Consider the following 15,125-nt stretch of genomic DNA (forward strand, 5'->3'; position numbering starts at 1 on the left):
ATCATGAAGTTGTTGCCATCGATATCGACGTGTCGCGACAACAACTTCATGATCGACGAAGCTGGCGGAGGTGGGGGTGGGGAAGGGGGTGGAAGGGGGTGGTTAGGGGGTGCGGATGGCTTCTAGGGCCAGGAGGGCTACGTGGAGGGAGAGGCAGGCGTCGACCGAGTCGAGGTCGACGTCGAGGATCCGGCCGATGCGGGCCAGCCGCTCGTAGAACGCCGGGCGGGACAGGTGCGCGGCGGCGGCGGCCGCCGACTTGTTCCGGCCCTGCTCCAGGTAGGCCCGCAGGGTGCCGAGCAACTGCTCCCGGGGGTGCTGCGCGTCGTAGGCCAGTAGCGCGCCGAGCTGCCGTTCGACGAAGGTCTGCACCCGGGGCTCGTCGCGGAGCAGGTGCAGCAGTCCGGCCAGCCCGACGTGCGGCAGTCGGAAGATCGGCAGGTCGCGTCGGTCCCGGCGGGCCGCGTCGGCGACCTGACGGGCCTCGATCAGTGACCGGCGGGCCTCCCGCAGACTGCCCACACCGGAGCCGGCGGCGATCAGCAGCCCGGCGACGGACCGTCGGCGGGCACTCGGTGCCAGCGCGTCATCGGAACGGCTGGGCGCGCCAGGGCGCCCCAGCTGGTCAACCCGGCCAGACAGGTCAGCGTGCCCAGACAGGTCAGCGCGCCCAGACTGGTCAGCCCGGCCAGACAGGTCAGCGCGGCCAGACAGGTCAGCGCGGCCAGGCGAGTCAGCCCGGCCCGACGGAGCAGCGCGCCCCGGCGGGTCGGGGCGCGACCGGCGCAGCGCGGCGGCGAAGGCAGCCAGCGACCGCTCCTCCGCCGCCGCGTCGGGCAGGGCGAGCAGGACACCCACCGTCTGATCGTCCAGCGCACTTGTGAGCCCGGTCAGCCCGGCCTCCCGTAACGCCTGTCCGGCAGCCTCGGCGAGGTCGCGCAGCCGGGCCGGCCCGGCGTCGGCGTGATCGAGCAGCTCGCCGGGGTGTCCTGACTCGACGAGCGGACCGCTGCTCGCCGGCTGACGGTGACGTGCGAGGTCCTCGCCGCCGTGGTCGGCCCGGTGCCGGACCACCACACCGACGAGTAGACGGCGTTCCAGCACCACCCCGAGCGCCCGCGCCCGCAGGGCCACCTCGTCCACCGGCCACGAGTGATCGAGCAGGGCGGTGAGCAGGGTCCGGTGCAGCTGCCGTTCCAGCCCTTCGGCGTCGCGTCGGATCAGCCGACCGAGCGCCAACGTGGACGCCGCCCGCTCCACCAGAATGGTCAGCCTGGTCGGCGGCGCCGAGGATGAATCGCCGCGTCCGGCCGGGACCGCGTCGGCCTGTCCGGGGGCCGCCCCGGCCCGTTCCGGGGCCGGCACCGGGGCGGACGCGGCGGGCGGCGACAACGATTGCCCATCGGCCAGGTCAGCGCCGGGCGGCCAGCGCAGCAGCAACCGACCCCAGTCCTGACCCCGGGCACCCACCATGGTGACCAGCCAGCCCCGGTCCGGGTCGTACGCCGTGCGCCCCTCGGGCCGGATCCGCCGCGAATGCTGCTCCCACCCGTCCAGCAGCAGCTCGGCGCTCTCGCCCGCCGGGTCGTACGCCAGCACCTGGCGGGACAGGTTCTCCAGCACCACCGGGCAGCCGGACAGCTCGGCCGCCTGCCGGACCACCTCCCCGGCCTCGGCGCCCTCCACCGACAGCTCGGTGAACCGCTGGTGGATCTCCTCGGTGGCCCGCAGCTCGGTGAGCTGGGCGTCGACGATCAGGGCGTGCACCGCCTCGGTGATCCGCACGAACGGGGTGGCCCGGCGCAGTTCCACCAGCGGCAGGCCGTGGCGTTCGGCGGCGGCCACCATCACCCGGGGTACGCCGTCGAGGTAGCGCCGACCCAACTCGACCACCAGCCCGGAGACGCCGACGCCGGCCAGGTCACCGATGAAGGCCCGCAACCCGGCGTCGTCGCTCGGCAGCCCGATCCCCGTGGTGAGCACCAGTTCGCCGCCGCCGAGCAGGGTGGCGATGTCCGGCACCTCGGCGACGTGCACCCAGCGCACCCGGCGGTCCAGCCCGACCTCCCCCGCGACCAGGCGCGGCGCGCCGTGGCGGACCGGGTCCAGGGCGAGGACCTCACGCACGGTAGGGAACACCCGCGACACGCTACCGTCCGTGATTGTGACTCCGATAACCGCCGGTCAGCCGCCGCGCCCGCTGGTCACCAGCTCGCGGTCCAGCGATACCAACCGTCACCGAGAGGCCGGAACACCGGAGACTCGAAGCCGCCGTGGTCGAGGGAGGGATTCGGGCCATCCGGCAGATAGGCGAAGCCGGCATCATTGAAGAAGGCACCATTGCTCCCGTAGAGGATCACTCCGCCCGGTACGAGATTGGCGCTGATGATCCGGTAACCGCCGATCCGCTCCGGCACCTTCACGGGTTCGAACGAGGTATCCGCGCTGGACTTCGGTAGCTCGGCCACCACGCGGTCAAAGGCGTCCTGGCTGAACTCCCAACGGGCATGCAGTGGTGCCCGCGTGGTCAGCAGCGCCAGCGTGACGATGGCCAGCGCCGGGGCGATCGGCAGCCACAACGGCCACGTTCGGCCGGCGGAGTGTGACAACTGCGCCGCGACGGCCCAGAGCAGTGCCGCCACGCCGAGCATCGCAAGGCCGACGAGCGTGGAGAACACGGCGACGCCGGGAACGCTGAACGCCCAGAGCAGGACGGCCGCTCCGCAGAGCCCGACGGCGTGGGCCACCCACGCCGCTGGTGTCCGGCCGGTCCGCATGCGCGGAATCTACGCCCATCCGGGCGGCCCTCGAAGACCTCAGAGCGGGTCGTCGCGGCCCAGTTCCCAGCAGGCCACGGCGGTGGCGGCGGCGACGTTCAGCGAGTCCACGCCGCGGCGCATCGGGATCACCACCCGGGCGTCGCTGGCCGCCATCGCCGCGCCGGTCAGTCCGGCGCCCTCGGCACCGAGCAGCAGCGCGGCCCGGGACCGCTGGCCCGGCTCCAGCCGCTGGATGGGCACCGCGTCCGGGGCCGGCGTCATCGCCAGCACGGTGAACCCGGCGGCCCGCACGTCGGCCAGCGCCGTCGGCCACGGTTCCAGCTTCGCGTACGGCACGGCGAAGACCTCACCCATGCTGACCCGTACGCTGCGCCGGTAGAGCGGGTCGGCGCAGGTTGGCGAGAGCAGCACGGCGTCCACCCCCAGCCCCGCCACCGCCCTAAAAATCGCGCCCAGGTTCGTATGGTTGTTCACGTCTTCGAGGATCACTACCCGACCGGCGGTGGCGAGCACCTCGGCGGCGGCCGGCAGCGGTTTGCGCCGGAACGAGGCGAGCACGCCCCGGTGCACGTGGAACCCCGTCGCCTCGCGCAGCACGTCGGGGGTGGCGGCGTACACCGGGGCGTCGCCGGTGTCGAGGTCGGCCAGTTGGTCGACTCGCTTGGCGTCGACGAGGAAGGACCGGGCCGGGTAGCCGGCCCGCAGCGCCCGCCGCAGCACCAGCTCACCCTCGGCGATGAACAGGCCGTGTGGCGGCTCCCAGCGGGTACGCAGCTCGACGTCGGTGAGCGCCCGGTAGTCGGCGATCCGCTCGTCGTCGGGCTCGGTGATCAGGTGGACGGGCACCCGCCGATTCTGCCGGACTACCCCCGACACCGGACATCGCAGGTGCCGGCGGTACGCCGGCACCTGCGATGTGACCGTCCGACAGAATCGGCGGGAGGATTACTTCATGGCGGCGAGCTGGATCAGGTTGCCGCAGGTGTCGTCGAGCACGGCGGTGACCACCGGGCCCATGTCGGTCGCCTCCTGGGTGAACTCGACGCCCAGTCCCTTGAGTCGCTCGACCTCGGCGTACACGTCGTCGACGGCGAACGAGGTGAACGGGATGCCGTCGGCGACCAGGTGCTGCTGGAACGGACCCACCGCCGGGTGGCCGGCCGGTTCCAGCAGCAGCTCCACCCCGTCGGTGTCGGCCGGCGAGACGACGGTGAGCCAGCGGGCCTCACCGGCAGGCAGGTCGTTCTTCTTGATGAAGCCCAGCTTCTCGGTGTAGAAGGCGAGTGCCTTGGCCTGGTCGTCGACGAACACGCTTGTGACGTGGATACGGATCACGGATCTGGTGCCTCTCGGTCGATGGGCCACCGCTCGACAATCGACCGCAACGGGCTCGTGTCGATGTGGTGGAACTTGTACCGGCCCTCACGCCGGGTGCGCACCAGGCCGGCCTGTTCCAGCACCGCGAGGTGCTGTGAGATCGCCTGGCGCGAGGAGGTCAGGTTGTGCTTCATGATCAGCCGGCCGCAGATCTCGAAGAGCGTCTGACCGTCCCGGTCGATCAACTCGTCCAGGATCGTGCGTCGCGTCGCGTCACCGATGGCCTTGAACAGGTCAGGGTCTGCGTCCACAGGCACAGTTATAGGCAAGTGGCCACTTGCATGTCAAGCCGAACCGCCACCGGTGATCCAGCCGGGTGGGACGTGGTCGGTGAGCCAGACACCATTGTCGGCCCGGTAGAAGACGAACCCGTGGCGGTACATGCCGGCCGCGTCGACGGTCAGCACGACCGGGACACCGCGTCGGGCACCGACCGTGACGGCGGTCCGCCGGTCCGCCGACAGGGGTACGTGGGTACGACCGCGTGGTCGCAGCCCTTCGGCACGAATGCCGGGCAGGTGGCGGGCCACCGTGCCGTGATACAGCAACCACGGCGGCGTCACGGGTTCGAGACGCAGGTCGACGCCGACCGAGTGGCCCTGCGCGGCGCGGATCCGCCCGGCGTGCGGCTCGAAACGCCGCTTGTCGGTACCGGCGATTAGCTCGACGAGCATCTGCCGGCTGACCGGACGACCGTGCCGGGCCAGCGCTTCGAGCAGCACGTCCACCTCGACCCACCCGCTCTCGTCCAGGGTGATGTCGATGGTGTCCGGGCGGTGCCGGAGCACGTACGCGAGGAACCTGCTGGCGGCGGGCAGCGGCACGCTCGCGAGTTGCGGCATGTTGCGCCCTCCCGCTCCGCTGACACCCCAAGATGCCGCAACCCGCGAGCACTGCCACCGGGCGGGCCGCACCGGCGCCGCGGGCGCAGCGCGGGCCGGCAGCGCGGTGGTCAGGGTGGCGACAGCCGTGACAGCGTGCGGTGGGCGTCCTCGGCCGCCGGGTCACCGAGATCGTCGAGGATCTGCGCCGCCCGTCGCCAGGCGTCGACGGCCCCGGGAACGTCGCCTGTCGCCTCGCGCGCCTCGCCGAGCCGCTGGAGGGTCTCGGCCTCGTGATAGCGGTCCGCGGACTCGCGGAACAGCGCGATGGCCTCCTCGTAGCAGTCGGCCGCCCGATCGTGTTCGCCCAGCCGGGCGTGGGCGAAACCGAGGCTGTCCAACGTCGCTGCCTGGCCGTTGTGGTCGCCGCTCGCGCGTTGCCGGGCGAGCGCCTCCGTGCAGCTCTCGATCGCCCGTGGGTAGTCCCCGGTGGCGGCGTAGAGCCAACCGACCGCGTTCAGCGCCCGCGCCTCTCCGGCGCGGTTGCCGACGGACCGGTACAGCCGCAGCGCCTCCCGACCGTGGCGGAGCCCTTCCGCCGGGCGCCCTCGCATGTAGCAGACCTCGGCGTGGTTGTGCAGCGTCAGCGCCTGGCCGGTCGGGTCGTCCAGTCGCCGGTGCAGATCCAGTGCGCGCAGCAGCCGTTTCTCCGCCGCATCGAGGTCGCCGAGTCGGGTCTGGGCGCGGGACAGCAACCGGTTGGCGACGGCCTGGCCGGCGAGGTCGTCGACGCGCTCGGCTGCGGCGAGGGCGACCTGTTGGGCGGCGCGTTGCTCCTGCCAGAGACCACGCGGGGCGAAGAACGTGGTGAGCGCCCAGGCCAGCTGCCAGGCATACGCCTCGAAGCCGGTCTCGGCGGCCTGGCGCACCGCCCGCAGCAGCACCTGATGCTCCGCCGCGAACCAGCCGAGCGCGGCATCGTGATCCTTCGCGACAGACCTGACGTTCGACGGCACCGCAGGAACCGGGTCGATCGTCGGCCACTGCGGCTGTAGCAGCACCGCCGCTGGATAGGAACTGTGCAGGTAGTAGTCGAACAGCCGGTGGCGTGCCTGCCGCGACTCGTCGGCCTCTCCGGCGGACCGGGTCAGCTCGGCCGCGTACGCGCGGAGCAGGTCGTGGAAGGCGTACCGGCCGGGCAGGTGCTCGGCCAGCAGGTGCCGCCGGGTCAGTTCCCGCAGCGACGACGCGACGCAGGTCGGGGTCTGGCCGGCGAGGGCCGCCGCGGCCTCGGCGGTCAGATCCGGGCCGGGGTGCAACCCCAGCAGGCGGAACAGGCGGGCCGCCGGCCGGCTCAGCGACAGGTAGGACCAGGAGAAGACGGCGCGTACGTCGCCGTCGGCCAACGCGTCCAGCATCGTCTCGTTCGGGCGCAGGCTGGCGGCGAAGGCGTCGAGCGGAAAGCCGGGGTGCAGCGCCATCCGGGCCGCCACGATCGACAACGCGAGCGGCAGCCGGCCGGTCGAGTCGATGATGTCCGCCGCGGCGGCCGGTTCGGCGGCCAGCCGACTGGCGCCGAGCCGACTGGCGAGCAGACTCATCGACTCGGTGCCGGTGAGCACGTTCAGTCGGATCGGGTGCGCGCCTTCCGCCGCGATCAGCCCGGACAGCTCGTCCCGGCTGGTCACCACGACCACGCAGCCGCCCGCGCCGGGTAGCAGCGGTCGGACCTGTGCCGAGTCACGGGCGTTGTCGAGCACCAGCAACATGCGCCGCTCGGCCAGCAGGCTGCGGTGCAGTCCGACGCGGGCGTCCAACCCGGCCGGTATGCCGGTGGCCGGCACGCCGAGCGCCTCGAGGAAGCCGCGCAGGGCGTCGCTCGGATCGACCACGTCGGCCTCGTCGTAGCCGCGAAGATTGACGTAGAGCTGGCCTTCGGGGAACCAGCCGGCGGCCCGGTGCGCCCAGTGCAGGGCGAGCGCGGTCTTGCCCACCCCGGCCATTCCGGAGATCGTGAAGATGGCCACTGCGGGACGCTTCGCCGGTTCCGGGTGGCGACCGGAGTCGAGAGTCTCCAGTTCGGCGCAGCGGCCGACGAAGCCCGGCACCGCCAGCGGCAGTTGCTGCGGTCGTTCCCCCTCCGACGCGGCCAGATCGGGGTCGGCGGCGTGGATGAAGTGGACCCGGTCGGCGTCGGACAGGTTGAACGCCTCGGCGAGCAACCGGACCGTCGACGCGCGCGGCCGGGCCACCCGCCCGCTCTCCACGTCCCGGATGCTGCGTACGGCCAGCCCGGTGGCGGCCGCGACATCCTCCTGGGTCAACCCGAGCCGCCGCCGGTGGGCCGTCACCATCTGACTAAACCGGGCCATGCCCATCCACTCATGGCCTATGGTCCGAAATGGACCGCTCGGCCTCTCGACGGGTAAATGGATGTCCGGTGATGGTTTCTACTGGATGGCGTTGCCCTTGTCGAGCCGAAGCCCGACGGCCGGGATGGCGGGCGGACCATCGACGTCAGCAAGCGTGGACCATGCTGCCGGCGAGGTTCTCCGCCACCGCGGCCAGGCTCACCGGTGGTGCGGCCCACCGGTCGATGGCCTCGGTCGCGGTGTGGGTGACGCCCACCCGCCAGTGCTCGCGCAGCCACCGCCCGGCCCGTGGATCGCCCGGCCAGTCCGGACCGATCTCGTGCGCGAGCAGCCCGCCGATGGAGGTGCCGAACTCCCAGGAGCGCAGCCGGGTCGCGCTCACGAAGTCGCCGCAGAGCACCTCTAGGTACTCGATCGGTCCGGGTCGCGCGCCCAGATGGTCGGCCATCAGCTGGTCGTACCGGGACCGCAGCTCCGTCGGGGCAGCCGGACGGCGGGCGGCGTCGACGGCGAAGAGCAGTCGGACACACTGGGCCCGGGTGACGATCAGCAGTCGTTGGGCGGTGTCGTGGCCCAGAGCCGTCGCGGTGCGCCGGGAAAACGACCGATTGAGCCAGCCGTGGTGCAGGAACATGTTCTCGGTGACCACCCCCCAGCCCTCGACCAGCCCCTCGTCGCCCATCCGGCGTCCGTCGACCGGCAGGTCCGGGCCGGTGTACGCGAAGTGCAGCGCGTGCCCGACCTCGTGGAAGAGTGGCCGGCAGTCGCCCACCCCGCCGGATGCCGACACGGCGACGACGATGTCGTCGGGCACCCGCACCGGCAGGCAGTACGCGCCGGGCACCTTGCCGGGGCGGGCCTCCAGGTCGAGCCGGATCCGTGGGTCGAACTCCAGCCCCAGCTCGCCGACCAGGGCGTGCAGCAGCGGCAGGCAGGTCGCCAGGTCGACCGGGTCGGCGAAGGTGGTGCGCGCCGCTCCGATGAGCTGGGCGACGGTGCAGGAGCCGGCGGCGAATCGGGGACGCCGGATCGACTCGTACTGCGCTCGGGTCACGTCGAGGAATTCCCGCGCCTCGCGCTCCAGCCGGTCGAGATCGTGTCGCTGCACCCGGTCGGCGTAGTCGATCAGGTCGCGGTAGCCGGCCGCGGTGACGAGGGCCAGCCGCCGTTGTTGCGACTCCAGCCACAGCGGCGCGACCTCGCGGTCGTACCGCTCGTGCAGGTGCTGCTGTGGGGCTGTCACGTCGCGTGCCGCGGAGCGTCGGGCGCGGGCGAGATCGACTCGCGCGCCGCTGGCGTCGGTGACGGTGACCGCCTTCTCCCGCTCGGCGATCAGGGCGTGCAGCGGGGTGGTCTCCGCCTCGATCAGCGCCTGGAGCACCAGCGCGACGAAGGGGCGCCCGGCCCCTTCCGCGATGCCGGCGGCCCGCAACGCGCTGACCGTCTCCGGTCGGAACACCTCCGGCCACGCCGCGTGGATCTTCGCCGGCTCGAACGTCGTGGTCTCGCCGAGGCAGTACCGGGCCTCGGCGGTGGCGAGCGTGTCCAGGATCGTGGCCACCGGGGGCCGCAGCGACTCGATCAGGGGATGGGTGCTCATCGGGATGACCCTTCTTCTTGCGGCCGCTCTGCTTGCGCCCGACGAGACAGCAGCGCGATCGCCACCGCGACCGGGACACCGGCCAGCATCAGCAGCTTGTAGGCGTCGACGTGGATCGGGCCGTACGAGGCGGCACCGAGGCTCGCGGTCGCGGCCAGCACCGCGCCGCCAGCCGCCGAGTAGAGCTGGAGCTTGGACGAGGCGATCACGTCGCGCAGCGTGAACATCGCCCGGGAGTGGTGGTCCGGCACGGCGTCGTACCAGGTGGTCAGGTTGGCGTTGCCGTAGCCGGCGGCGCAGACCGCGGCGGCGACGACGATGGCGGCGAAGCCGGCGATGCTCGCCCCGCTGGCGGCGCCCTCGGTCGTCGGCACGAAGACCCACAGCAGCCGGGTGAGCACCGTGCCGGCCATCGTGTAACCGATGAGGCGGTACGTGCCGAGCCGGTGTGCGGCCCGGCTCCAGGCCAGCAGGCTGATCGGGGCGGCCAGTGCGCGTACGGCGAGGATCACCGCCACGGTGCCGGCGGGGATGCCCAGGTGCAGCACGGCGTAGATCGCCAGCAGCGGTGTGACGAGCACCGTGTCGAGCAGGAAGATGACGCTGAGCCGGCGGAGCGGGCCGTCGGCGATCAGACCCGTGGCGGCGGCGCGCAGCTCGCCGAGAGCCTGGGGGTGCGCGCCGGCCGGCGCCGGCGTGCGCGGCAGACGGCCCAGCGTCGTGATCGACACGATCAGCAGCACCGCCAGCGCACCGAGGAGGATGCGGTACTCGTTGCGGTCGACGACGGCACCGGCCAGCAGGCCGAAGCCGAGCAGCAGCAGCACGTTCAGCAGCTGGGTGGCGAACTGCATTCGGGCGACGAACCGTGGCCGGCGGCCGGGCGGCACCAGTGCCCGCATCCACGGGTGCCACGCCACACCCCAGCTGACCGAGATCGCCACCTCGATGGCGAGCAGCACCGCCACGAACGCCACGAACACCGCCGTGGTCCCCCACCGGCTCAGCTCCGGCACCGCGGCCAGCAGCACCAGCAGGAGCAGCACGCCCGCGTACCCGAGTCGCATGGTGCGCCGGAACCCGAGACGCCGGGGCAGTCGCACCGCGAGCAGCTGCGCGGGCACGCTCAGCACCAGCAGCCCCAACGCCGTGCCGACCTGCGCCGGGGTGAGACCGAGTGTCTGTACGCCGTACAACTGGACGAGATCCGCGCTGAGCCGGCCGGTGGCGAAGCAGAGCGGGACGATGACCATGTTGGCCACGATGGCGAGGCGTTCGACGCGCGGCTCGCTCGACGGCGCGCCCGCGGCCGGGGCGGACGTGCCGCCGGTCAGCGTCCGAGAACCGACGGCAGGTAGCTTCGCGTCAACCATGTGTGAAGTTCCAGGTCCCGGGTGTTCGCGGCACGGAAGATGTCGACGGCCTCGGGTGGCAGCAGCCGCTGATCGTCTCGCTCGCCGCTGTTCAGGTGGAACGTGGCCGGCCGTCGCCAGGACAACAGCTCGCCGAGCCGGGCCTGGCACTCGGCGAACCGCTCGACCGTGCCGACGAAGGCGAAGTGCTCCTCGACGGCCTTCATCGCCCGTGCCAGGTCGCCGTCGGTGGTCTCGACATTCGTCGTACCGGACAGGAAGCGCACCTGGTCGTCGCGGAACTGCAGCGGCAGGCCGGCCACACCGTCGGGCAGCCCGGCCTGCAGGGCGGCCCAGAGGTTGCCGGTGGCGCGCTTGCGGTACGCCCAGTACCAGTAGGAGACGCACCGGTCGACCGGCTCGCGCAGCATGGTGACGTACCGGACCGGTCGGTCGATCCTGCGGTGGATGCCGACCGGCAGGTTGAGTGCGATCGCGTCGTGGCGGTGCTGGCCCTCGCTGATCTCCGAGACGATCTGCCGCACGTCCTCGTCCGGGCTGTCGACGGTTTTGGCGCCCGGCCGCCCGGTGCTTCTCCGGCCGGAGACGAGGTACTGCCGGAACCGGCCGGGATAGTTGTTCAGCAATGCCTCGATGATGCTGTTGCCGGCGTTCTTGTTGATGTGGACGTAGCACAGCAGCGGGTCGGACGTCACCGTTCTACTCCACGAAGTCGTAGATGTAGTCGCCGAATTCGGCGTGGTACCTGTCCTGGGTCTGCTGCCAGGCGTTCGACAGGTTCGTCCGGTCGGCCGGCCCCCGGGTGCCGAAGTAGGGAAAGTGGTGGAAGTAGTAGCCGAAGATCCGGTCACAGTGGGCGAAGTACGCGTGCGTGTCGAGAATGTGCCCGTGCCAGAACTCGTCGATGTCGATGTGCGGCGGCAGCAGTTCACCCTCGTACCGACGACGCAGGTAAAGCCAGTTCTTGTAGAGCCGCTCGTAGTAGTCCGCGCGGGCCGGACTCCACTCACTGCCCAGCACGTCGCGCCCCTGGGTGAGCCGCTGCTTGAGCGGCCCGAAGTCGATCGCCTCGATGTACCGCCGCACCTCGGCGAGGTCGGCGATCCGGTTGGCGGAGGTGTCGTGGGGAACCTCCCAGCGAAGGTCCTCGGTGGGTTTGACGACGATCTCTGTCATGTCGCAGCCAATCTCGATCGGTCGAGGCGGAGTGTGGTGGTGGTCCGGGCCGGCGTCGCCGGCCCGGACCACCGGTTCGCGTCAGACGGCCTGGTCGCAGCACATCACGCGGGTCGACGGCTGACGGACCTCGGCGACCTCGGCCGAGTCCTCGACCTCGGGGGTGGCCTGCTCGGCGATTTCGGTCTCCACGACCTCAGTGATCTCCGACATTGCGCTCTCCCTTCCTGATGCCCGCGCCGAGGTCGCTGACCGGTCGGCACGAGCAGGTGTTGGATGAGCCGCTGCGGGAGGGTCCCGTTGACAGAAATGTCACCCGCAGCGGTTATCAGGGACGCTATTTCCACGTCCTGGGGTCATCCAGGAGATTGACCGGCAGTTGACCGGCAGGTCCCGGTCGGACCGCAGCGTGCGGGAGCGGTCACGCCGACGGCCTTGAGCGCTTAACGTCGACCGGGGCGAGCGGGCAGGGCCGGGAACGGTCACGCGTTCATCGGCCGGCCAGCCGGCGCGGTCAGGGCGGCGACTACGCCGGCTGGGACCGGGTGGTCTTCAAGCCGACCCAGGTGGCGAGAGCCTCGATCTCGGCGTCGACCTCGGCGGACATCGCCCGGGTGAAGGGGACGTCCTGGTGCAGGGCGTTGACGACGAGGACGCCCGCCTTGCGGTCGGCGGTCGCGTCCAGCTTGCCGACGAGCCGGTCATGATGGAGTACCGGCAGGGCGAAGTAGCCCCAGCGGCGTTTCTGCCGAGGCTTGTACATCTCCAGGAGATACTCGTAGCCGAACAACTGCTCGGTGCGTACCCGGTCGTGAATCAGCCGGTCGAACGGCGACAGCAACGCGGTGCGCCCCTCGAACGGCAGCCCGAGGTACGCCGGGTCGACCCGCCAGGTCCCGGGCACGCCCTCGACCACGGCCTCCTCCCCAGCGACGCCGACGAACGGCGACTCACCCGGGGTCAGCGGGCCACCGGACCGGGCGATGCCCAACGCGGCGAGCCGGCGCTCGTCGCGCAGTCGGGCCGCCTCGCCCGGATCCAGGTCGGCCAGGTCGACCGGGTACACCCGCTCGGGGAGATCCCAGTAGCGCTGCCGTCCCTTGCGGCCGGAGATCGCCACCTCGCCGTGTCGAGCCAGCAGTTCGAGCATCTTGGTGACGTTGCGGTTGTTGGTCCAGCCGCTCGACGGCCAGGGCACCGCGCTGGTGTCGGGAACGTCCCGGGACAGCAGCGGCCCCTTCGCCGCCAGCACCGCCAGGATGTCCCGGCGGAACGACGCGTTCTGCTCCAGCCAGGCTCGGGCAGCCGGGTGGGTCGCGGCGCGCGACTCGGCGATCACGGCGGGCAGGTCGGTCGGCGTCCGGATGTAGGCGACGGTCTCGACCAGACTGCGCTCGACCTCGATCGCCCTGGTCAGCTGCGCGGGATCGTAGGTCGGACCGAGCCGGCTGAACAGCACCAGGTCGGCGCTTGGCGCGACAGCCGCCGTGGGATCGAGTTGCAGGATCGTGAGCCGCTCGACGACCTCCACCAGGTCACTCGGGCGCGGCACGGCGAGCAACTGGGCCTGGACCGCGATCCGCCGGGCGTCGTCCCGCGTCAGTCGATGTACGACCATGCCGCGACCCTACCCGGCCGACCGGCTCGCTCAATCCGCGCACTTTCGGGGATATCGCCGCCTCTGGCACCTGCGACGCCGCAACATCAGTGAAGTTGCGGCGGAGTGCCGGTAGCCCGACCCGGAAGGCGATCCAGGTGAGCGCAAAGCATGTCGGCACGCTCGTGCCGGACGATCCGTGGCCGTTGCCCCGTGACGCCAGCGTGGCGGACCACGTCGTGCAGCGGCTCGCCTGCTGGGGTGTGCGCCGCTACTTCGGCTTCCCGGGCGACGGCATCAACGGGATGACCTCCGCCCTGCAACGCACCGACGAACAGGTGCAGTTCGTGCAGGTGCGGCACGAGGAGACCGCCGGGTTCGCCGCCTCGGCCCACGTCAAGTACGGCGGCGGGCAGCTCGGTGCGGTGCTGGTCACCAGCGGGCCGGGTGCCATCCACGCCCTGAACGGCCTCTACGACGCCAAGCTGGACCACCAGCCGGTGGTGGCGCTGGTGGGACACACCGCGCTCACCGCCGAGGGGGGCGGCTACTACCAGGAGGTGGACCTGCTCGCCCTCTACAAGGACGTGGCGGCGGCGTTCCTGGCCCAGCTCGACCACCCGTCCCAGGTACGCCACCTGGTGGACCGGGCGTGCCGGACGGCGCTGGCCCGGCGTACCGTCACCGCCCTGGTGCTGCCGCTCGACGTGCAGGACCTGCCGGCGGTGCCCAACCCGCCGCACGCGCACGGCTTCTACCACACCAGCAGCGTGCCGAGCAGCGGTCCGACGACGCCGCCGGATGCGGACATCCGGCACGCCGCACAGGTGCTGGGCAGCGGCGAGCGGGTGGCGATGCTGGTCGGCCAGGGTGCGCTCGGTGCCGAGAACGAGGTACGCGAGATCGCCCACCGGCTCGGCGCGGGCGTGGCGACGGCGCTGCTCGGGTTCACCGCGGTGGACCACCGGGAGCCGTGGGTGACCGGCGCGATCGGTCTGCTCGGCACCCGGCCCAGCTGGCAGTTGATGAACCAGTGCGACCGGCTGCTCATCGTCGGCAGCAACATGCCGTACTCGGAGTTCTACCCGCCGCCCGGGCAGGCGCGTGCGGTGCAGATCGACCACGACGGCACCCAGCTCGGTCTGCGCTACCCGACCGAGGTGAACCTGACCGGCGACGCCGCGCCGACCCTGCGGGCCCTGCTGGCGGCCCTCGGGCCGGGGTCGGGTCCGACCCGCTGGCGAGAGACCGTCGCCGGGGCCACCGCCGCGTGGCGGCAGTCGCAGCGGGAACTGGCCGAACAGGACGCCGACCCGGTCAACCCGCAGCTGCTCTTCACCAGCCTCAGCGAACGCCTGCCCGACGACGTGATGCTCGCCGTCGACTGTGGCACGACGACCGCCTGGTACGCCCGGCACGTCAAGGTGCGTCCGGGGATGCTGGCCAGCCTGTCGGGCACCCTGCTGTCCATGGGCGGTGCCATGCCGTACGCCCTGGCGGCCAAGTTCGCCCACCCGGACCGCCCGCTGGTGGCCTTGATCGGCGACGGCGCGATGCAGATGAACGGGGTCAACGAGCTGATCACGGTGGCGAAGTACTGGCAGGGCTGGGCCGATCCACGGTTCGTGGTGCTGGTGCTCAACAACCGGGATCTGGCCTTCGTCAGCTGGGAGCAGCGCTCCACCGAGGGCACCCCGATGTTCCCGGACAGCCAGCAGCTGCCCGACATCGCGTACCACCGCTGGGGTGAGGTGCTGGGGCTGCGCGGCGAGCTGGTCGACCACCCGGACCAGGTGGCCGACGTCTGGGACCGGGCGCTGCGCGCCGACCGTCCCACGGTGATCAACGCGCTGGTCGACCCCGCCGAGCTGATGATGCCGCCACACTTCACCGTCGACCAGGCCCGCAAGACCGCCGCCGCCATGCTGCGCGGCGACACCGACTGGGCCGGCATAGTCCGCCGCGGCATCCCCAGCGCAGTAACCACCTACCGCCCCCGCCGCCCCTAACCCGAACCCACCCCACCCCC

The 15,125-nt window shown here is 71.7% G+C and carries 14 protein-coding genes; 1 reads left to right on the top strand and 13 read right to left on the bottom strand.

The genetic code is table 11. The annotated features are described in order from the left end of the window. Positions 1-102: 102 nt before the first annotated feature. The 13 genes from KBX00_RS28640 to KBX00_RS28695 all read right to left on the bottom strand — a co-directional run bounded on the left by KBX00_RS28640 (position 103) and on the right by KBX00_RS28695 (position 13,117). On the bottom strand, positions 103-2,175 hold the full coding sequence (locus KBX00_RS28640) for a PucR family transcriptional regulator (RefSeq protein ID WP_307869107.1): 2,073 nt from the start codon (positions 2,173-2,175) through the stop codon (positions 103-105). Positions 2,176-2,204: 29 nt separating this feature from the next. After that, positions 2,205-2,747 carry a hypothetical protein gene (locus KBX00_RS28645; RefSeq protein WP_210831176.1) on the bottom strand — a complete coding sequence of 181 codons (543 nt, stop codon included), beginning with the start codon at positions 2,745-2,747 and terminating at the stop codon, positions 2,205-2,207. 69 nt (positions 2,748-2,816) lie between these two features. Next, the gene (locus tag KBX00_RS28650) at positions 2,817-3,689 is read right to left on the bottom strand and encodes an RNA methyltransferase (RefSeq protein WP_307869105.1); all 873 of its coding nucleotides are present in this window, start codon (positions 3,687-3,689) and stop codon (positions 2,817-2,819) included. 36 nt (positions 3,690-3,725) lie between these two features. After that, positions 3,726-4,112 carry a VOC family protein gene (locus KBX00_RS28655; RefSeq protein ID WP_210831186.1) on the bottom strand — a complete coding sequence of 129 codons (387 nt, stop codon included), beginning with the start codon at positions 4,110-4,112 and terminating at the stop codon, positions 3,726-3,728. Continuing rightward, positions 4,112-4,408, bottom strand: a complete 297-nt coding sequence (locus tag KBX00_RS28660; RefSeq protein ID WP_374225387.1) for an ArsR/SmtB family transcription factor — start codon at positions 4,406-4,408, stop codon at positions 4,112-4,114. The genes KBX00_RS28655 and KBX00_RS28660 overlap by 1 nt, the downstream gene beginning before the upstream one ends. Before the next feature lie 33 nt (positions 4,409-4,441). Then, the gene (locus KBX00_RS28665) at positions 4,442-4,999 is read right to left on the bottom strand and encodes an RNA 2'-phosphotransferase (protein ID WP_210831178.1); all 558 of its coding nucleotides are present in this window, start codon (positions 4,997-4,999) and stop codon (positions 4,442-4,444) included. 110 nt (positions 5,000-5,109) lie between these two features. Then, positions 5,110-7,350, bottom strand: a complete 2,241-nt coding sequence (locus KBX00_RS28670) for a tetratricopeptide repeat protein (protein WP_301548803.1) — start codon at positions 7,348-7,350, stop codon at positions 5,110-5,112. A gap of 145 nt (positions 7,351-7,495) precedes the next feature. Continuing rightward, positions 7,496-8,950, bottom strand: a complete 1,455-nt coding sequence (locus KBX00_RS28675) for a hypothetical protein (protein WP_210831180.1) — start codon at positions 8,948-8,950, stop codon at positions 7,496-7,498. Continuing rightward, positions 8,947-10,323: an MFS transporter gene (locus KBX00_RS28680; RefSeq protein WP_210831181.1), complete on the bottom strand. Its 1,377-nt coding sequence runs from the start codon at positions 10,321-10,323 to the stop codon at positions 8,947-8,949. The genes KBX00_RS28675 and KBX00_RS28680 overlap by 4 nt, the downstream gene beginning before the upstream one ends. Next, positions 10,281-11,018, bottom strand: coding sequence for a sulfotransferase family 2 domain-containing protein (locus KBX00_RS28685; RefSeq protein ID WP_210831182.1), 738 nt, complete (start codon positions 11,016-11,018; stop codon positions 10,281-10,283). The genes KBX00_RS28680 and KBX00_RS28685 overlap by 43 nt, the downstream gene beginning before the upstream one ends. A gap of 4 nt (positions 11,019-11,022) precedes the next feature. After that, the gene (locus KBX00_RS28690) at positions 11,023-11,499 is read right to left on the bottom strand and encodes a hypothetical protein (protein ID WP_210831183.1); all 477 of its coding nucleotides are present in this window, start codon (positions 11,497-11,499) and stop codon (positions 11,023-11,025) included. Between the two features lie 81 nt (positions 11,500-11,580). Then, positions 11,581-11,712: a hypothetical protein gene (locus tag KBX00_RS29555; protein WP_301548804.1), complete on the bottom strand. Its 132-nt coding sequence runs from the start codon at positions 11,710-11,712 to the stop codon at positions 11,581-11,583. 313 nt (positions 11,713-12,025) lie between these two features. After that, positions 12,026-13,117, bottom strand: coding sequence for a DNA glycosylase AlkZ-like family protein (locus tag KBX00_RS28695; RefSeq protein ID WP_210831184.1), 1,092 nt, complete (start codon positions 13,115-13,117; stop codon positions 12,026-12,028). Between the two features lie 137 nt (positions 13,118-13,254). Between KBX00_RS28695 and KBX00_RS28700 the strand changes: the two genes are divergently transcribed. Continuing rightward, entirely contained in the window at positions 13,255-15,105 is a 1,851-nt protein-coding gene (locus KBX00_RS28700; protein ID WP_210831185.1) for a thiamine pyrophosphate-requiring protein, read from the top strand. The last annotated feature ends 20 nt before the right edge of the window (positions 15,106-15,125 follow it).

This window comes from Micromonospora sp. C95, assembly GCF_018070465.1.
GTDB lineage: Bacteria > Actinomycetota > Actinomycetes > Mycobacteriales > Micromonosporaceae > Micromonospora.